The sequence below is a fragment of the Chitinophaga hostae genome, from assembly GCF_018224885.1.
Taxonomy (GTDB): Bacteria; Bacteroidota; Bacteroidia; order Chitinophagales; family Chitinophagaceae; genus Chitinophaga; species Chitinophaga hostae.
Genome location: NZ_JAGTXB010000027.1, coordinates 14,768 through 30,090, shown reverse-complemented (window position 1 = coordinate 30,090; position 15,323 = coordinate 14,768). Strand labels below are relative to the sequence as shown.

The 15,323-nt window shown below is 46.6% G+C and carries 11 protein-coding genes; 4 read left to right on the top strand and 7 right to left on the bottom strand.

What is annotated here, in order from left to right:
* Nucleotides 1–37 precede the first annotated feature (37 nt).
* Nucleotides 38–1,300: a hypothetical protein gene (locus KE626_RS31915; RefSeq protein WP_211977143.1), complete on the top strand. Its 1,263-nt coding sequence runs from the start codon at nucleotides 38–40 to the stop codon at nucleotides 1,298–1,300.
* A 53-nt stretch (nucleotides 1,301–1,353) separates the two neighbouring features.
* Here the strand turns inward: KE626_RS31915 and KE626_RS31910 are convergent, their stop codons facing one another.
* Entirely contained in the window at nucleotides 1,354–1,983 is a 630-nt protein-coding gene (locus tag KE626_RS31910) for a hypothetical protein (protein WP_211977142.1), read from the bottom strand.
* A 176-nt stretch (nucleotides 1,984–2,159) separates the two neighbouring features.
* On the opposite strand from KE626_RS31910, the gene KE626_RS31905 reads away from it, so the two are divergent.
* Nucleotides 2,160–2,762: a DUF1349 domain-containing protein gene (locus KE626_RS31905; protein WP_249207862.1), complete on the top strand. Its 603-nt coding sequence runs from the start codon at nucleotides 2,160–2,162 to the stop codon at nucleotides 2,760–2,762.
* 34 nt (nucleotides 2,763–2,796) lie between these two features.
* On the opposite strand, the gene KE626_RS31900 is transcribed toward KE626_RS31905, so the two are convergent.
* On the bottom strand, nucleotides 2,797–3,264 hold the full coding sequence (locus tag KE626_RS31900; protein WP_211977141.1) for a hypothetical protein: 468 nt from the start codon (nucleotides 3,262–3,264) through the stop codon (nucleotides 2,797–2,799).
* Nucleotides 3,265–3,422: 158 nt separating this feature from the next.
* Here KE626_RS31900 and KE626_RS31895 point away from each other — a divergent pair, with 158 nt between their 5' ends.
* Together KE626_RS31895 and KE626_RS31890 are read left to right on the top strand one after the other, a co-directional pair.
* Nucleotides 3,423–4,958: a sulfatase family protein gene (locus KE626_RS31895; RefSeq protein ID WP_211977140.1), complete on the top strand. Its 1,536-nt coding sequence runs from the start codon at nucleotides 3,423–3,425 to the stop codon at nucleotides 4,956–4,958.
* 194 nt (nucleotides 4,959–5,152) lie between these two features.
* Nucleotides 5,153–6,991 (top strand): ABC transporter ATP-binding protein, encoded by a 1,839-nt coding sequence (locus tag KE626_RS31890; RefSeq protein WP_211977139.1) that lies wholly within the window; start codon nucleotides 5,153–5,155, stop codon nucleotides 6,989–6,991.
* 136 nt (nucleotides 6,992–7,127) lie between these two features.
* Here KE626_RS31890 and KE626_RS31885 read toward each other — a convergent pair whose 3' ends face one another.
* From KE626_RS31885 to KE626_RS31865, 5 genes are all read right to left on the bottom strand, one after another.
* Complete coding sequence (locus tag KE626_RS31885) at nucleotides 7,128–7,928, bottom strand: glycosyltransferase family 2 protein (RefSeq protein WP_211977138.1); 801 nt, start codon at nucleotides 7,926–7,928, stop codon at nucleotides 7,128–7,130.
* 403 nt (nucleotides 7,929–8,331) lie between these two features.
* A complete protein-coding gene (locus KE626_RS31880; RefSeq protein WP_211977137.1) occupies nucleotides 8,332–9,774 on the bottom strand; it encodes a DNA/RNA non-specific endonuclease in 1,443 nt (480 codons plus the stop codon).
* Nucleotides 9,775–9,878: 104 nt separating this feature from the next.
* Nucleotides 9,879–10,289: a hypothetical protein gene (locus tag KE626_RS31875; protein ID WP_211977136.1), complete on the bottom strand. Its 411-nt coding sequence runs from the start codon at nucleotides 10,287–10,289 to the stop codon at nucleotides 9,879–9,881.
* 378 nt (nucleotides 10,290–10,667) lie between these two features.
* Nucleotides 10,668–11,570, bottom strand: a complete 903-nt coding sequence (locus KE626_RS31870; protein ID WP_211977135.1) for a BPSS1187 family protein — start codon at nucleotides 11,568–11,570, stop codon at nucleotides 10,668–10,670.
* A 62-nt stretch (nucleotides 11,571–11,632) separates the two neighbouring features.
* Complete coding sequence (locus KE626_RS31865) at nucleotides 11,633–15,163, bottom strand: T9SS type B sorting domain-containing protein (RefSeq protein ID WP_211977134.1); 3,531 nt, start codon at nucleotides 15,161–15,163, stop codon at nucleotides 11,633–11,635.
* Between the last annotated feature and the right edge of the window lie 160 nt (nucleotides 15,164–15,323).

The window sequence follows — 15,323 nt, the reverse complement described above, 5'->3', positions numbered from 1 at the left end:
GAAAAAAAGTATCTTGTTTTCAAATTTATTCCACGACATGTTATCATTCACTCAGCGTCCCGCAGCAATGTTGCTGGCAGCACTGGCGTTCTATGGATCCAACGCCCGCGCGCAAAAGCTCACTTTTAATGAGAAAGGTATTTCCAGGCCTGTATTGGAGAATTATCTCAACCACGCCGTTACTATGACCGAGTTCCTGGCAGTCGATCCTTATGCATCAGATGCGCCCTACCCTCACAAAGAAGATGATATCCGCCTGATACATCACCTGGGGGCAAAATTTATCGGCAGGGCTATTTATCGTTGGGGAGGCGAATCAGTGCTTACCAACAAAGACTATCTCGACAACGCCAGGCGACTGGTAAAGGAAGTACAGCAAAATGATCCTGAAGTGATTTTCCAGGCCGCCCTGTTTGAGCAGATCAGCGAACAGGTAAACACCATCCCCATACCCGGCTGGGCTTTCAAAGCTCTTTCCCTACCGGTGGAGAACCGGCATTTCCGCTACCAGGAAATGCTGAACCTCAAAGGGAAACTCGTGGATCACTGGAGTAAAGGAAACAGCGTGCCGGACATTACCCGGCAGGAAACACAACTGTGGTTTATGTTCCTGGCAGGCACCTATATGGAGATGGGTTGTGAAGCCCTGCACCTCGGACAAATAGCGCTTATCGGCATGGAAGATCCTGCCCTTACCGGATGGAGCACCTTCCTGGTAAAATTACGCGCCTATGCGAAAGATCATACCCGCCACCACTGGGTATTACTGGATGCGCACACACCTTCCGGCGGTATGGTGGTGAATGGCAAAAGTTTACTCGACTTCAACTCCTTCCCCCTGCGGATTAAATCCGTACCGGAACATCCGCAGCAAGGCATTTTACAAATGGGGTTTACGGATGCCCTTTTTGGAAGAAGCCATGGCGGTATAGCACCCAGTGGCTGGAAAGCGGCATCAATGCCTTACCTGGTGGAGTTGGATAATTTTGGTATCAGCAACCATCCGGGTGTGCCGGACACCACAACGATCTACCCCTGGGGCTTCGATGAAATCAGCTGGTTTTATCAGCAACCGGAGCAATACCGCAACAACTGGCTCCGGTATGCCCATGCCTGGATAGCCTCCCACGATACCAATGGCCACCTGCAGATGCCGGTAACACGCGTGGTAACGCTGGGAAGGAAAATGCCCCGGCTGAAATTCCGGGCCAATACACGTTCTGAAAATTGCCCGGATGGCATGAACACAGAAAATACGATCAAAGAAATATGGCAGGAAGCCAATGTAAAACAGCGATAAACAGGAAGGGTGGCCAAATTGGCCACCCTTCCTGTTTATCGCAAACAAAATGATTATTTCTTCCTTGTAAACTTCGCAACCAGTGAACCTGAAACCGTTGAACCCGGCACCGGCACTGCAACCTTACTCAAATCAATAGTCATCGTCATGTTATCCCCGTCAAAAGCCAACTTAGCCTCGCCGCCCAGTGTTTCAGTTCCACCCAGGCCGGAAGGATCCTCTATAAATCCTTTCTCGAGGTAAATGGTCGTTTCATTAATTTCCTGATACGGCGAATTTGCATTATATGGCGGTAAAGTCACTCCGATCGGTATCGTCATGTCGGTGGGAGGCACGCCCGGCCCTGTCATCACCGTTCTCATAGTGCCGTTCATCGTGTAGCCTAACCCCGTTATGATAACATTTTTGCCATCAAAAACAAAAACACCCTTGTTATCGGAAGTGGTATAGTCGGTATACAAAGTGGCTGTGATTCCCTCGGCGCTGGAAGAACTCGTACTTTTCAGCGTAACGCCTAAATAATTCCAGGTGCCCCGTACTTTAGCACTACCAGCTGGTGGTGTTCCGGGCGTCGGTGTACCAGGATTAACTGGTTTAGCATCAGGACCTGCCATTTCCAGATTACAGGACGCAAACGTTGCACAAAAAGCAACTAACAGGAACAGGGATCTATAAACGCTCATCTTCATAAGTTAGGTATTACAATGGGATTCTGTCGGCGAAGGTACATCATTCCGTCTATCTTAAACGGGAATAAATAAAATACTTATCAAGGTACCGGCTACGCCCCTACGTTATCAATAAATTATCACATCCGGGTTTTATTTGTGATCTTAGATCAAATATTTACGGAAACATCATGAAAAGATTTGTAGCAATTTCCGCTTTCATAGCACTCAGCATGGGACTTAAAGCACAAACGATGCAATGGTATAACACACCCAAAAAATGGTCGGCAGATAACAATAAAATTATGGTGACAGTAGATCCCGGCACCGACTACTGGCAGGTAACACACTATGGATTTATCCGCGACAACGGCCCGTTTTATTTCCACGAACAGGAAGGCGATTTTACAGCCACCGTAAAAATCACCGGTCACTATAAAGAACTCTTTCATCAGGCTGGTCTGATGATCCGCACCAATGACAAAAACTGGATTAAAACCGGCATTGAATACGTGGATGGCGTACAAAACGTCAGCGCCGTAGTAACCCATGAAGTATCCGACTGGTCGGTAGTACCGCGGCACGACAGTCCTAAAAGCATGTGGCTGAAATTACTGCGCAAAGGAGACTATGTACAGATTGAATATTCTTTTGACAATAAGAAATTTGATATGCTGCGACTAGCCTACTTCCCTCCGGGAGGTAAAGTGCAGATTGGACCTGTAGCCGCCGCACCCGGCAAGTTGCCTTTCGATGTGGTGTTTGAGGATTTTAAAGTAGTACCGCTGAAATAACTTGACTATGCGGCTGCCAGGAGGTAGCCGCATTTTATTTAAACACATCGATACAGATCTGCAGGCCGTTGTAACCCATAAACCCATCCCATTTCCCCGCAGCGATAAACGCTGCTGCAGTCTCCAGGAACAGCGCTCTTTCTTTCCAGTTATGTAACTGCGATTTTTTCATTTGCAGGAAATTAAACTGATGCAGCGGCTCCTGTTTATTGGACGTCAATAACCCGGTACTGATAAAATCATTCACATCGTTTATCTGCTCTCCGCTCACATGGCAGGTTTTACGCATAAACGTATCTGTCTGCAGATCCACATAATGCATCACCTCTTCTTTCAGTGAGTGCTTATCAAGACAGCTGGCATGTACACCGGCATCACTGAAAATAAACAGCGGATCCTTCATGTTGTTCGTCAACGGCGGAAACATCTGAAGATCACTGCTATCCCGCAAAATATCACCGCATAAAGCGCATTCACTTTGATTAAGAAATATAATAGCCATGGCGTTCATCTTTCAGGTACTCAAAAATTCGGGCGAAGCCCCTTCTCCCGCAAAAATATTTTATTAGCACATATAATATATAACATAATAAAAATATCTTTATCGGGTACAGCATATCCTTATCAGCAATTTTTATTTAGGGAGATAAATACATACACATGAATTTCTTTGCCACAAACTATCTTAAGAAAACCTGGGGCCTTTTGCTGTTGTTCGCTGCCAATAGCTATGCACAACAACAACGCCCAAACATTATTTTCATTTTCTCGGATGATCACGCCTATCAGGCTATTAGCGCCTATGGCAGCCAACTGGTACAAACGCCTAATATTGACCGCATCGCCAAACAAGGAACCCTTTTTAAGAATGCGCTCGTCACCAACTCCATTTGCGGCCCCAGCAGGGCTACGCTGCTCACCGGCAAGTATAGCCACATCAACGGCTATACGCTAAATGAGAAAAAGTTTGACGTGCAGCAACAACTTTTCCCGGCACTGCTTCAGCAAAATGGCTACCAAACGGCCTGGATAGGTAAATGGCACCTGGGTAGCCTCCCCAAGGGCTTCAACTATTGGCGCATCCTCAACAGCCAGGGCCAGTATTTCAATCCTGATATCATAAGCCCTGGTGATACCACCCGCCAGGAGGGATATGTAACCAATATTATTACCGGTCTGGCTATCAAGTGGCTGAACAACCGCGATACGTCCAGCCCTTTCTTCCTGGTAGTAGGCGAAAAAGCGACCCATCGCGAATGGCTGCCGGATATCCAGGACCTGGGCGCCTACGATGATAAAACATTCCCGCTCCCCCCTACCTTCAAAGATGACTACAAAAATCGCCTGGCAGCACAAAACCAGGATATGACCATCGACAAAACCATGCGCCTGAAAGAAGACCTGAAAGTACACGCCGACTACGAAAAAGGCATCTATGGCCGTTTTACGCCGGAACAGAAAAAGGCCTATATCGATTACTATGAAAATAAAATCAGTAAAGAGTTTGATGCCAAACATCTCTCCGGCGATGCACTGGTGGAATGGAAATACCAACGTTACCTGAAAGATTACCTGGCCACCGCAAAATCTCTCGACCGTAATATTGGTCAGTTACTGGACTACCTCGACAAATCAGGGCTGGCGCAAAATACAGTGGTAGTATATGCTTCTGATCAGGGCTTTTATATGGGAGAACATGGCTGGTTCGATAAACGCTTTATGTACGAAGAATCATTACGTACACCTTTTATCATAAAATATCCCGGCGTAACCAAACCCGGAACTGCCGTGAATCAACTGATGCTGAATATCGACTGGGCGCCTACTATTCTCAATATAGCCGGTGTACCCGTTCCCTCCGATATACAAGGCGCGTCCTTTCTGCCCCTGCTGAAAGAAAATGCTCAGAATGTATCCTGGCGGAAAGAAGCTTACTACCACTATTATGAGTTCCCCGAACCGCACCACGTGTATCCGCATTTTGGTATCCGCACCGAACAATATACCCTCGTGCATTTCTACGGCGATTCAAGCAGCTGGGAGTTGTATGACCTGAAAAAGGATCCGCATGAAATCAATAATCTTTACGGACAAAAAGGCTATGAAAAGCTTACAGCTACGCTAAAGGCCCAACTAAAAAAACTAATGATACAGTATAAAGACACCGACGCCCTGAAAATACTGGAGAAAAATTAATGGCAATTAAGCCAAAAGGGCTACTTTTGGGTCCTGATTACAGTATTTACTGTTGATCTGCAGGCTTGAATGTGCTTCCGAAAATATTTCTTTAAGTTATTGATAAATAGGAAATTAAAAACTTAAGGAACCGCATCAGCAACGATGCGGTTTTTTTTATGCACCGTCTAATCATTATACGATTATATTAAAATATGAAGACATACTTCCGACTCTTATCATTTGCTAAACCTATTAACAAATTTGCGATCCCCTATTTCATCTGCACCTTGTTGTCTGTTATTTTCAGCACGCTGAACCTGGCGCTGCTGGCGCCTTTGCTGGATACGTTATTTAACAAAACACCGGCGAAGGAAGTAACCGCCATGCCCGACAATTACTTTAAGATCTTCGATGTATTCAAACATTATACTACCTCCATTTCAAGCCAGTATGGTCAGCTGGTCAGCCTGGAATTTGTATGCATTGCTATTGCAACTTCCGTATTGCTGGGTAACCTGTTCCGCTATTTTGCCGACCGTACCATGGAAAGCCTGAGAATACAAACCTTATTGAACTTACGCAGAAGCGTATTTAACAACGTAATGAACCTGCACCTGGGCTATTTCAGTAATGAAAGAAAGGGAGATATTATCTCCAAAATTGCGTCGGATGTACAGGTGGTACAATATACTGTTACCGGCACGCTGCAGGTTTTATTTAAAGAACCGGCCACGCTGATTTCCTTCCTGGTAATGTTATTCCTGATCTCCTATAAATTAACGCTGATCTCTATGCTGATCATTCCGGTGGCAGGTTTGATCATCGCAAGAATTGTAAGGAGACTGAAAGAACAAGCCACAGCTTCCCACGAAACCTACGGAATGATGATCAGTTATCTCGATGAGGCACTGAACGGCATCCGGATCGTAAAGGCATTCAATGCGGTGAATTTTATCACCGATCGTTTTGATAAGCAAAACCGCCGCTATTCAAAGATTACCCGCTCCATGGCGAAAAGACAACAGCTGGCCTCTCCCGTTTCTGAAACCCTTGGTGTATTAATGGTGGCCGGTATCGTATTTTATGGCGGCTCCCTGATCATCAATAACCAGGGAGATATGGACGGGTCTACCTTTGTGGTGTATATCGCCCTCTTCTCCCAGATCATGCGCCCGGCAAAAGCTATTTCCGGCGCTTTCACCAACATCCATTCCGGTGTTGCAGCTGGTGAACGGGTACTGGACCTGATAGATGAAAAATCATTGGTCGTGAATGCCCCCGGAGCTACCGAATTAACCGGCTTCGAACAAGAGATCCGTTTCGAAAATGTGTCTTTCTCTTACGGCGAAAAAACGATCCTGCACAATATCAATCTTACTATCCCCAAAGGTTCTTCAGTAGCCCTGGTAGGCCCTTCCGGTGGTGGTAAGTCTACCCTGATGGACCTCATCCCCCGTTTTATGGATCCTCAGTCGGGTAATGTGCTGATAGATGGTAAAAACCTGAAATCAGTTACCATGGAATCACTCCGTGCCCTGATGGGTGTGGTTAACCAGGAATCGATCCTGTTTAATGATACGATCTTTAATAACATCGCCTTTGCCAAGCCGGCTGCAACCGCAGCCGAGGTAGAAGCCGCCGCCCGGATCGCCAACGCCCATGAGTTTATTATTAATACAGAAAATGGATACGATACCAATATAGGTGACAAAGGATCCAAACTTTCCGGCGGACAACGCCAGCGTATCTGTATTGCACGTGCCGTACTCTCCAACCCGCCGCTGATGCTGCTGGATGAAGCTACCTCTGCACTGGATACAGAATCCGAAAAAATGGTGCAGGATGCACTCAACAACCTGATGAAGAATCGTACCTCCCTGGTGATTGCCCACCGCCTGAGCACCATCCAGAATGCGGATCTTATTGTAGTACTGGATAACGGGCAGGTTGCCGAACAGGGTAACCACCTGCAACTCCTCAATAACAACGGTATTTACGCACGACTCATAGAAATGCAGACCTTCGCAAGCAACGCTGATTCGTCTGATTAATATGATTGTCCTGATAAGCGCATATAAAAAGCAAAGAAGCCGTTTGATATTATATCAAACGGCTTCTTTGCTTTTATTTGCTGATTTCAATCTTTTTTTAATCTTCTCTCATCACGGACAATCACACTAATCACAGTCACAGTTGGTGATGATACCCGTTTGAACAATAAGCAATGCCACGATTCAGTGTATCGAGGTACACCCTGTAGTTGATATTCTCATGCACACGATCGTTAAACGGATGGTGCAGGTGGTAGCAAACGGCCTTCAGCTTGATCTTTTTCTGGTAAAGCCCCGAATTGATAAAACGCGCTGCCAGCTCTATATCCTCGTGTCCCCAACCCTTTAGCTCATTATTGTAACCGTTCACTTTCAAAAAATCCTGCCTCCAGAAAGCACAGTTACAACCAATCCAGTTCCTCGAACGTTTGCTCTTTTTTATGACCAATGGCGCCAGTAAAGGAATTCTAAGCGAGTTAATCCTGTTCCTGAGCCCTTTTGTAAAAGTGGTTACCGGCTCAAAACTGCCGGTGCGTAAACACCTCTTAGTGATCTCTTCCTGTAACAATACGCGGCTGCCGCGAATATAGTAGCCTCTTTCCGCTTCGCTGACATGATCCTTGATGAAAAGCTCATGCATCACAATGTCGCCATCAATTTGTATAATATATTCAGAAGAAGTACCTGTAATGGCCTGGTTTATAATAATCGTTTTGCGAAAGCCTTCATCCGGATGCCAGAAATGCTTTACCGGGATGGAAGTTTTTTGTCTGAAAGCATCAACAACAGCCCTGGTGGCCTCTCCGGAGCCATCATCAGCGATAATGACTTCATCAGGGAGGACGGTTTGCACCAGTACACTTTCCAGCACAAGCTTTAACGCTTCCGGCCAGTTATACGTTGAAACAAGTAAGGCTACCGACACTCTTTCACCCATATTGATTATATATAAAATTAATGTTTAAAAAGCTCACGTTGCTAAGCTTTCAAGTATATAACGTCGTATTCCGCAAGTTATTACGTAGTATCCTTTTCTATCGCGTGCACAATATGCTCTTGTTATACATGCATATAATCAAGAAAAGTGTAGGTTCATCTTGCTAGTAATCCGTTAGTTAAACTTCAAGTTAGCTTTGTAATTGTTAATAACGCTTCAAGGATACTTTTAGTTACATGTTGCTACGGTACTTTCAATAAAATTGTGCCAAATTGGGCTTTCCAAAAACTTATCATGATTTTTTTATGGTTAATAATAAAAAAACTATAAAAACATAATAATTTTATGCAATTTATAATATAATTACCACAACGACATAATATTTTTTTTAACGATACAAGCGCTAGTCCCCTGTGTCTATCTTCTTAACTAATTCCTGTCTTACTGCAGCCGGCACTTTGTCCAACAACTTATAACGCGTTATCTTCTCAATTTCTGTTATGGAGGTCAGATAAGCTGTCCACTTCGCATTAACATCATTCTTATTCGGAGTATTCACGGCTATGATGCGTGTATTTTTATTAATACGTTGCAGGTCATTATTCCCCTCTGGCAAAACAACCAGTATTTTCCAGATATGATCCGGAACAGTCACACGGCTGTCATCTATCGTTTTCGTCAGTCCTTTGCTGCCAACACCTCCGATGCCATAGCTGCCCATAATCACATACACTTCGTTGCCTTTCATCACCAGCTCACGGGTATATTCTTCCAGGTTTTTCCACAAATGCTGATTATGGTTCGGCGCCTGCGGAATCATATTGGTCATGAGGAACGTGGCTTCGTTGGCATCCCTGCTGAAAGTCCGGTCGCCCGAAGGACAATTATGTCCCCTGTCAAAACCACTTCCTATATAACTGGTTTGCGATACCTGGTACCAGTCTCCCGGCAGATCGGCATCCGGTCTGAAATCATTCGCCCTCGACATATGCCCCAGGTCGCGCCTGGAAACATGCCAGCATACCCAGTTGGGCGTACCTTTCGCCCGGTTATAAGATAACTGGTAATACCCTTTGTTCATGAGGTAATTATTGGCCATCACCATCGACGTACCGGCGCCACTGGGATTACCCAGCAGCATATTATCGTCTGCTCCGCTTTCAGCGGGTGTTTCCGGACCGGGCGGCGGCAGCTTTCCGCCTGCTATAACCCGGAAGGCATCCACATTGATCCTGCTGTTGCCCTTATCCGTTTTGCGGATATCAAAACGGATCCTTCCGGTAACAGCCACTGTAAATGTAGCCGTTCGCAATGCATTCGTGGCAGCACTCACCCCATCCCCTACACGAAAATAACTTTGCCCCCCGTTTACAGAAGCCCACAACTCCCACTCCCCTTTTTTATCATTTCCATACAGCGCATGTTTCAGTGTAACCGTTACCGTGCCCCTGAACCGGATATCGAAATCCATACCTGCCATACCGGTATTCCGGATGCGCAGGGCCTGGGTGCCTGTTTTATGGTCCTCCTCCAGATCGCCGGTAACAGCATCTTTGAATTTCCAGGGGCCGCTGAACAGGTCAACCACACCATTATTATAATTTGTTTTAGAACCGGATTCAAAATCCTCCGTCAGCAAGGGAGTGACGGCAAGTGGTTTCTTATCTTTTTTATGGACCGCTTTTTTATGGGGAGGAGGAGAAACTTTATCTCCTGCTATCTTGCGGGAACAGGTAGTTACCGCAAAAGCGGCAATGATCAGGATAACAACAACGGCTATACTATTAAATCCCTGATGCTTCTTTTGTGTCTTTTGTTTCCTTGGCTTCTTTTTCCTCTTTGACATAGAATGGTAACGAACGGCGGCGAAGATAAAGCAGAAAGCGGATACTTTCCTGCACGCAAACAAGAAAATATCCGCTCTCTGTTACCTTTAGTTACATATGTTCGCTAGTAGAACAATTGCGACAATACGTTGGCGGCATCATTGGTTTTAGGCTTCAGACCCAGCAGCTTGGTATATTGACTCAGCGTCAGTAATGTTTTCAGTTTGGAAAATAAGCCGTTCTTCAATCCTCCGAATTTCGACGTATAGCCGCTGGGGTTAGATTGCTGCAGCGGCAGTATGCCCGCCTTCTTTTTCAGGAAGCCGGTGATCAGATCCTGTACCTTCGGTTGTTGCGCACCTGTCAATGCCAGGGCAGGGGTAAGTTTTCCGAGGATGCTGCCGGCGATACCTCCCGCATCAAACGATTGTACGCTGCCGGCCGTCTTCTTCGCCTGGTCAAGTATACTTTGTGCCTGCGTGGTGGCCGTACTCAAAAAACAAACACATGAAAATACAAGAAGGATTCGCTTCATAATAATTGGGATTTAGTAGTGGATAATAAATTGATGACGCATTACTAAATATAACGAAATACTCTCAAAAGACCGGTGGCCGGAACTAACAAAAAAATGACTCAAAAACGCAGATCAGCCATAAAATGTCCCCGTATTTTTGTGCCCGCAAAGCGCACAGGCCAGCTACCGCGACGAACAGGTTGATTATTTTCCCAATGCCTGTAAAGGGTGGTTCAAACACCACCTCTGCTGCAGGAGGCCCTTAGCTGGCATGCCCGCTTTAAGAAAAACGGAACCATAGTTAGAACCAATTCCTGTGAAGTTTGATAGTGTGAAGAGAGTGATGATAAGAAGCCGGTTCCGCACTGAGGGCCGGCTTTCTTTTTATCAGGTTTTCTATTTCGCACCGGCGCTGCTGATCATATATTTCCATACCCCTGTAAACTCTTTTCCCAAGGTAGACCCATGCCGGTCGCTTTTATCTATATCTGTAACCAGTATCTGACGCGTGGAGCGTACTGCCGCTCCAGGTTTCACCATCGTGGTATCCGTTACTGCCAGGTGGTTGATGGCCGCTACATCTGCTACCTGGTATTGAAAATTAAACGGGTCGCCGGTATGCAGAAACGCATAATACCTTTTCACCGGTGTGCGGCCATTCTCCCGCTGCCAGCGTGCCGGCATATTAAAATACTGCAGGTAGTCCTGCGGCCCCGAAAACATCAATACACCACGCAGTACGAACTGCTTGCCCATATAAGCGGCATGTCCTGCTCCTTGTGAATGCCCCGCTGCGATGACCTTATCCCAACGCACTTTTCCCTGTTGTATAAATGTTTGCCAGCTGGCATCCCGTTTAGCCAGGTATACCAGCAGGGCTGTTACACGGCTTACAATACAATTGGCTGAATCTACGGCTACTTTATCACTCACCGGCGTGCCAAACATAATCTCCCGGCGGAAATTATCAAAACAGGTACTGTCTTCACTTTTCGAGCAAACAGTAGTAATCACGCTATTCGGATAATCCAGCGTCACCACGTAATATCCCATCGCGGCAAAGCAGCTGTCAAACGAACGGAAATCGGCGGCGCTTCCACCGGTACCCGGTATCATGACCAGCAGCTGATGCCGGTTAACATGCCCGGCGGGCTGTACTACCAGGTGCGGCGAATGAATGGTCTTTAATTTCGTACCGGTTACTTCCGGCGCCACCGACAACACCCTTACCTGGGTGCTGCCGGCCATTGACAACAACAACGCTGCCATGAAGAGAAGTGATATTCGTAATGCAACCATGTGATAACGTGTAATGAGTTTGTATCAAGATACACATTTTGGCTGCTTTTACATACCCTGTGTTAACGGATCAACGTCACGGTTCCTTTCACCAACTGTGTGGTGCCATCCAGGAATTCTACTGTGGCAAAATAAACATAGGTGCCCATCGGCGATGGCTTACCATTCACATTTCCATCCCATCCGTAGCTCCTGTCGTTGGCAGGTGTATTGTGCGCTTCAAACACCACATTACCCAGGCGATTGTATATGTGAAAATCTCTCAGCTGCTTAATATCCCAGCTGCCAATCACATAAAACCAATCGTTTTGTCCATCTCCGTTTGGAGTAAAGGCATTAGGCATGCTAATGCCGAAATTGGTGAAGGTCTTAATATGCACTGTAGCGGTATCTGTACAATAATACTGGTTGGTAGCTGTAACAGTATAACGCATGGAAGAAGTGGCAGCGGCTCTGGGCCATGCGCAGTTACTGCACGACAAACCGCTTACCGGCTCCCATGCGTAAGCGGAGGCAGGTCCCCCATCTATCAGCGCATGGAGGTTTACCGCTGCGGGTCTTGGTAATTCTATCACCGAAGGCGTCAGACTTACCGTAAATGGCGTATAGGGGGCATCTGCCAGGTTGTTGGCGTAATTGGTTTCATCCATTACAAAATTCGTTTGCCGGTTTACAATCGCAGTTACATTGTTACTCCGGGGCGCCGACAACACCGTTGTAAAATCCCTGCATACACCTGTCGTTACAGGCGTATGAAACAACGGTAACAACAACGATGTTTGTTCACTCGACGGATCGCCGTTATAAAAGGAAACAGGTATACCCGCATGAATACTATCGTAACCATTGGCCGTACAGATCCTGAAACTAACCAGTATATGATCGTTATCAAAGCAATCCATTTTCAGGAGGCTGATAGTGAAATCAGGCGGAAAAATGCGTACATATTGCCGGCCCTTTATCACACAACCATATTTATTGGTGAGCTGCACACCCACAAAGGCACTGTCTTTCATTGCTGCCACGGGTGAAGGACAGTTATAGCAACTCAGCGTATAGGCGATATCGTTCTGCCATAAAATATTTGTCGGGGTAAAATTCGAAACGCCGTAATACAGCGGGAAAGTGGCTTTTCTCATCACCACGGTGTCCAGGGGAAACACCGACGCCACTGGCGCAACATACTGCCAGCGTTGCGTATTGTTGTTATAGTCGGCTTCATTCAAACCTGTTGCCGGCGGATGAACAATTTTGTCTTTATTGACAATAGCATATACCGCTCCGGTGGTGGATTGCCTGATATAGTAACCATAGTCCGCGCAGGTACCTGCACTTTGTAAAGGCGTGCTAAAACCTTTGCCCAGCAACTGGGCTGCAGGGTCAGCAGGCGTTCTGTCATAAAATGACACCGGAAGCTGCGCCGGGATATTTCCCTTGGGATATAAATTACAAAGAGAGAAATCTACATGTAAACTATCGCCCCTGGAACAATCCACCGCTTTCATGGTTACCGTATAATCATCCACCACCGGGATATGCAGTGTGGCAATGGTGCTGTCGTAACAGGCATATTGTGTATAGGCCATCACCTGTGCTTGGGTCACTGTATCCTTCCTGTAAGGAGCAGTAAAGGTGGCATTGATACAATCACTGCAGTCCAAGTAGTTGCCGGTCCATTTAGCACTTTGTATGGTACCATTGGCGCCCTGTGGTTTGAGGACTACCTGTTGTTCCGGTGTAAGCGTATAGTCGTTGGGGTTCAGCGTCACCTTAAACTTAAAGCCATGTTTAACACTAATATTATTGCCATAAGAAGTTTCCACCAACGTCGTATTCGGTAATGCAAGCGGCAGTGTGGATCCATCATCATTCAGCACAATACCCAGGTCGTTGATACCGGCTTTACCTACATCTACAATGGTAGATAACAACGCACTGGAACATTTCCCCTTAAGGTCTGCCGGTAAAGCCCATACCGCGCCAACCTTTTTGGTGCCCGGCTTGCGGGGATCACCATCATAGAAAGATACCGGCGTATTTTTAGGAATGGTATGATACCCGAAGTTGTGGAAATACAGGGTTACCCGCACTTTTGTTTGCTGGTAACATTCTATTTTGGTAACGTACACGGCGCCATCCGCAGTAGGATCATCCACTACAATTTTTACGGCATTTGACGTATCAAAGCAATGGCCATCGGTCACGGCTAAACGAACACGGTAATTGGCAGGCGTCTTAAATACATACTTCAGCTGCTCTGCAGTACTTATTTCCTGTTCGGTCATTCCCTTATCATTACTCATCAGCCAGCTCCAGCTGGTCGCATTCCGGGAACGGTTGGTAAAATATACGCTGTCCAGTTCTATTCCATCTTTGGATGCAATTTTTCTTTTGCTGGGCCAGAACCGGGCCACTACGCCACAGCTCACAGATACAACATCGTTGGTTGTTGCAAAACATCCACTCACGGTGTTGGTTACACGCAATATAACTTCGTAGTTTTTTTTCCGGGTAACCGTCAGCTGCAGGGTGGCGGCCGTACCGCTGGGAACACCGTCTACCAGCCACTGATAAGCATTAGCACCTGTGCCGGTGCTGGTAAATGTAACCACGTTACCGATTACCGGGTAATCTATATCTCTTGTAAAAGAGGAAGTAATATTTTCTGCACAGGGTTCATTGCATACGGTGCTGGCCAGCATACCGGGAAGGGCCACATCTATAAAACTATGCATCCGCGCTGCCTGCCCTGCGGTAAACGACAGGATACAGCCAATACCCTGCCCGTAGTCCATGAAGTTATCCGGCAAATCCGGTACATCTACTGTAAACCCGGAAAGGGTATCCGAACTGCAGGAATTTTGCGGCACGCCACAGGCATAGCCCCCTGTGATGGTTTTTTCCGGCGGGGTATCGCATACCATGTCGCCGTCGGTAAGACAATCATCATTCTTACAATCCCTGTTGGCAAAAGTATGTGCAAGACTCAGGTAATGCCCCATTTCGTGCGCCAGTACACCTACGCCCAAACCAGCTACCACTATATCGCCGCCGGCGCTGGCATAACCGCCCATTTTGAGACGGGTCCAGCTGCCACAGGCAAAGTCCTGCATGTACTCCGACTTAATATCCGTAACCACCCATATATTCACATAGCGCGCCGGATCCCATCTGCCCAGTGCAGTAAGGTCGCCGCCCTCCATTTCATTGTCAAAATCTGTTAAATAGGAATGTGTACGCACAATACCAGTGGTTTTACCACCATCCGGTGCTGTTTTAGCAAGACAAAACTGGATCTTTGTATCGGTACGGCCGCCAGTGAAGGCGCCTGTAGCTGCATACGCATCGTTTAACTCTTTCAGCGCGGCTAGTACGGCTGCATCCGGGTTTGCAGCCGGATCTTCGCTGATAATATGAAATACCACCGGTAACACCACCAGGCCGGCTGCCTTTAACGGGGCTCCGGGAACGGTAATATATTGTTTTTGTAAGATAGCCTTGTTAATAGCGCGCTCCCGCGCCAGGAAAGAAGCATCCTTCCGCCACACCTCCTGGAGGGCGTCAGTGCCACAAGGCCGCACTGTGGCAGGCATTCCCTCCTGCGCTTTTAATACAACAGGAAAAAAAAGACATAGCGATAACAGGATGTGTAGGCATTTCATTGTTGGCAGTGCATCGACGACAGAAAAAAAATAATAACGTGTAACAAATATATAATCATTTTCACTAATTGATGGGGGTGAAAATGATATA

What these genes read in the sequence shown, in the direction of transcription:
- KE626_RS31915 (WP_211977143.1), top strand. Translation starts at nt 38, where the DNA reads ATGTTATCATTCACTCAGCGTCCCGCAGCAATGTTGCTGGCAGCACTG.
- KE626_RS31910 (WP_211977142.1), bottom strand. Translation starts at nt 1,983, where the DNA reads ATGAGCGTTTATAGATCCCTGTTCCTGTTAGTTGCTTTTTGTGCAACG.
- KE626_RS31905 (WP_249207862.1), top strand. Translation starts at nt 2,160, where the DNA reads ATGAAAAGATTTGTAGCAATTTCCGCTTTCATAGCACTCAGCATGGGA.
- KE626_RS31900 (WP_211977141.1), bottom strand. Translation starts at nt 3,264, where the DNA reads ATGGCTATTATATTTCTTAATCAAAGTGAATGCGCTTTATGCGGTGAT.
- KE626_RS31895 (WP_211977140.1), top strand. Translation starts at nt 3,423, where the DNA reads ATGAATTTCTTTGCCACAAACTATCTTAAGAAAACCTGGGGCCTTTTG.
- KE626_RS31890 (WP_211977139.1), top strand. Translation starts at nt 5,153, where the DNA reads ATGAAGACATACTTCCGACTCTTATCATTTGCTAAACCTATTAACAAA.
- KE626_RS31885 (WP_211977138.1), bottom strand. Translation starts at nt 7,928, where the DNA reads ATGGGTGAAAGAGTGTCGGTAGCCTTACTTGTTTCAACGTATAACTGG.
- KE626_RS31880 (WP_211977137.1), bottom strand. Translation starts at nt 9,774, where the DNA reads ATGTCAAAGAGGAAAAAGAAGCCAAGGAAACAAAAGACACAAAAGAAG.
- KE626_RS31875 (WP_211977136.1), bottom strand. Translation starts at nt 10,289, where the DNA reads ATGAAGCGAATCCTTCTTGTATTTTCATGTGTTTGTTTTTTGAGTACG.
- KE626_RS31870 (WP_211977135.1), bottom strand. Translation starts at nt 11,570, where the DNA reads ATGGTTGCATTACGAATATCACTTCTCTTCATGGCAGCGTTGTTGTTG.
- KE626_RS31865 (WP_211977134.1), bottom strand. Translation starts at nt 15,163, where the DNA reads ATGCCTGCCACAGTGCGGCCTTGTGGCACTGACGCCCTCCAGGAGGTG.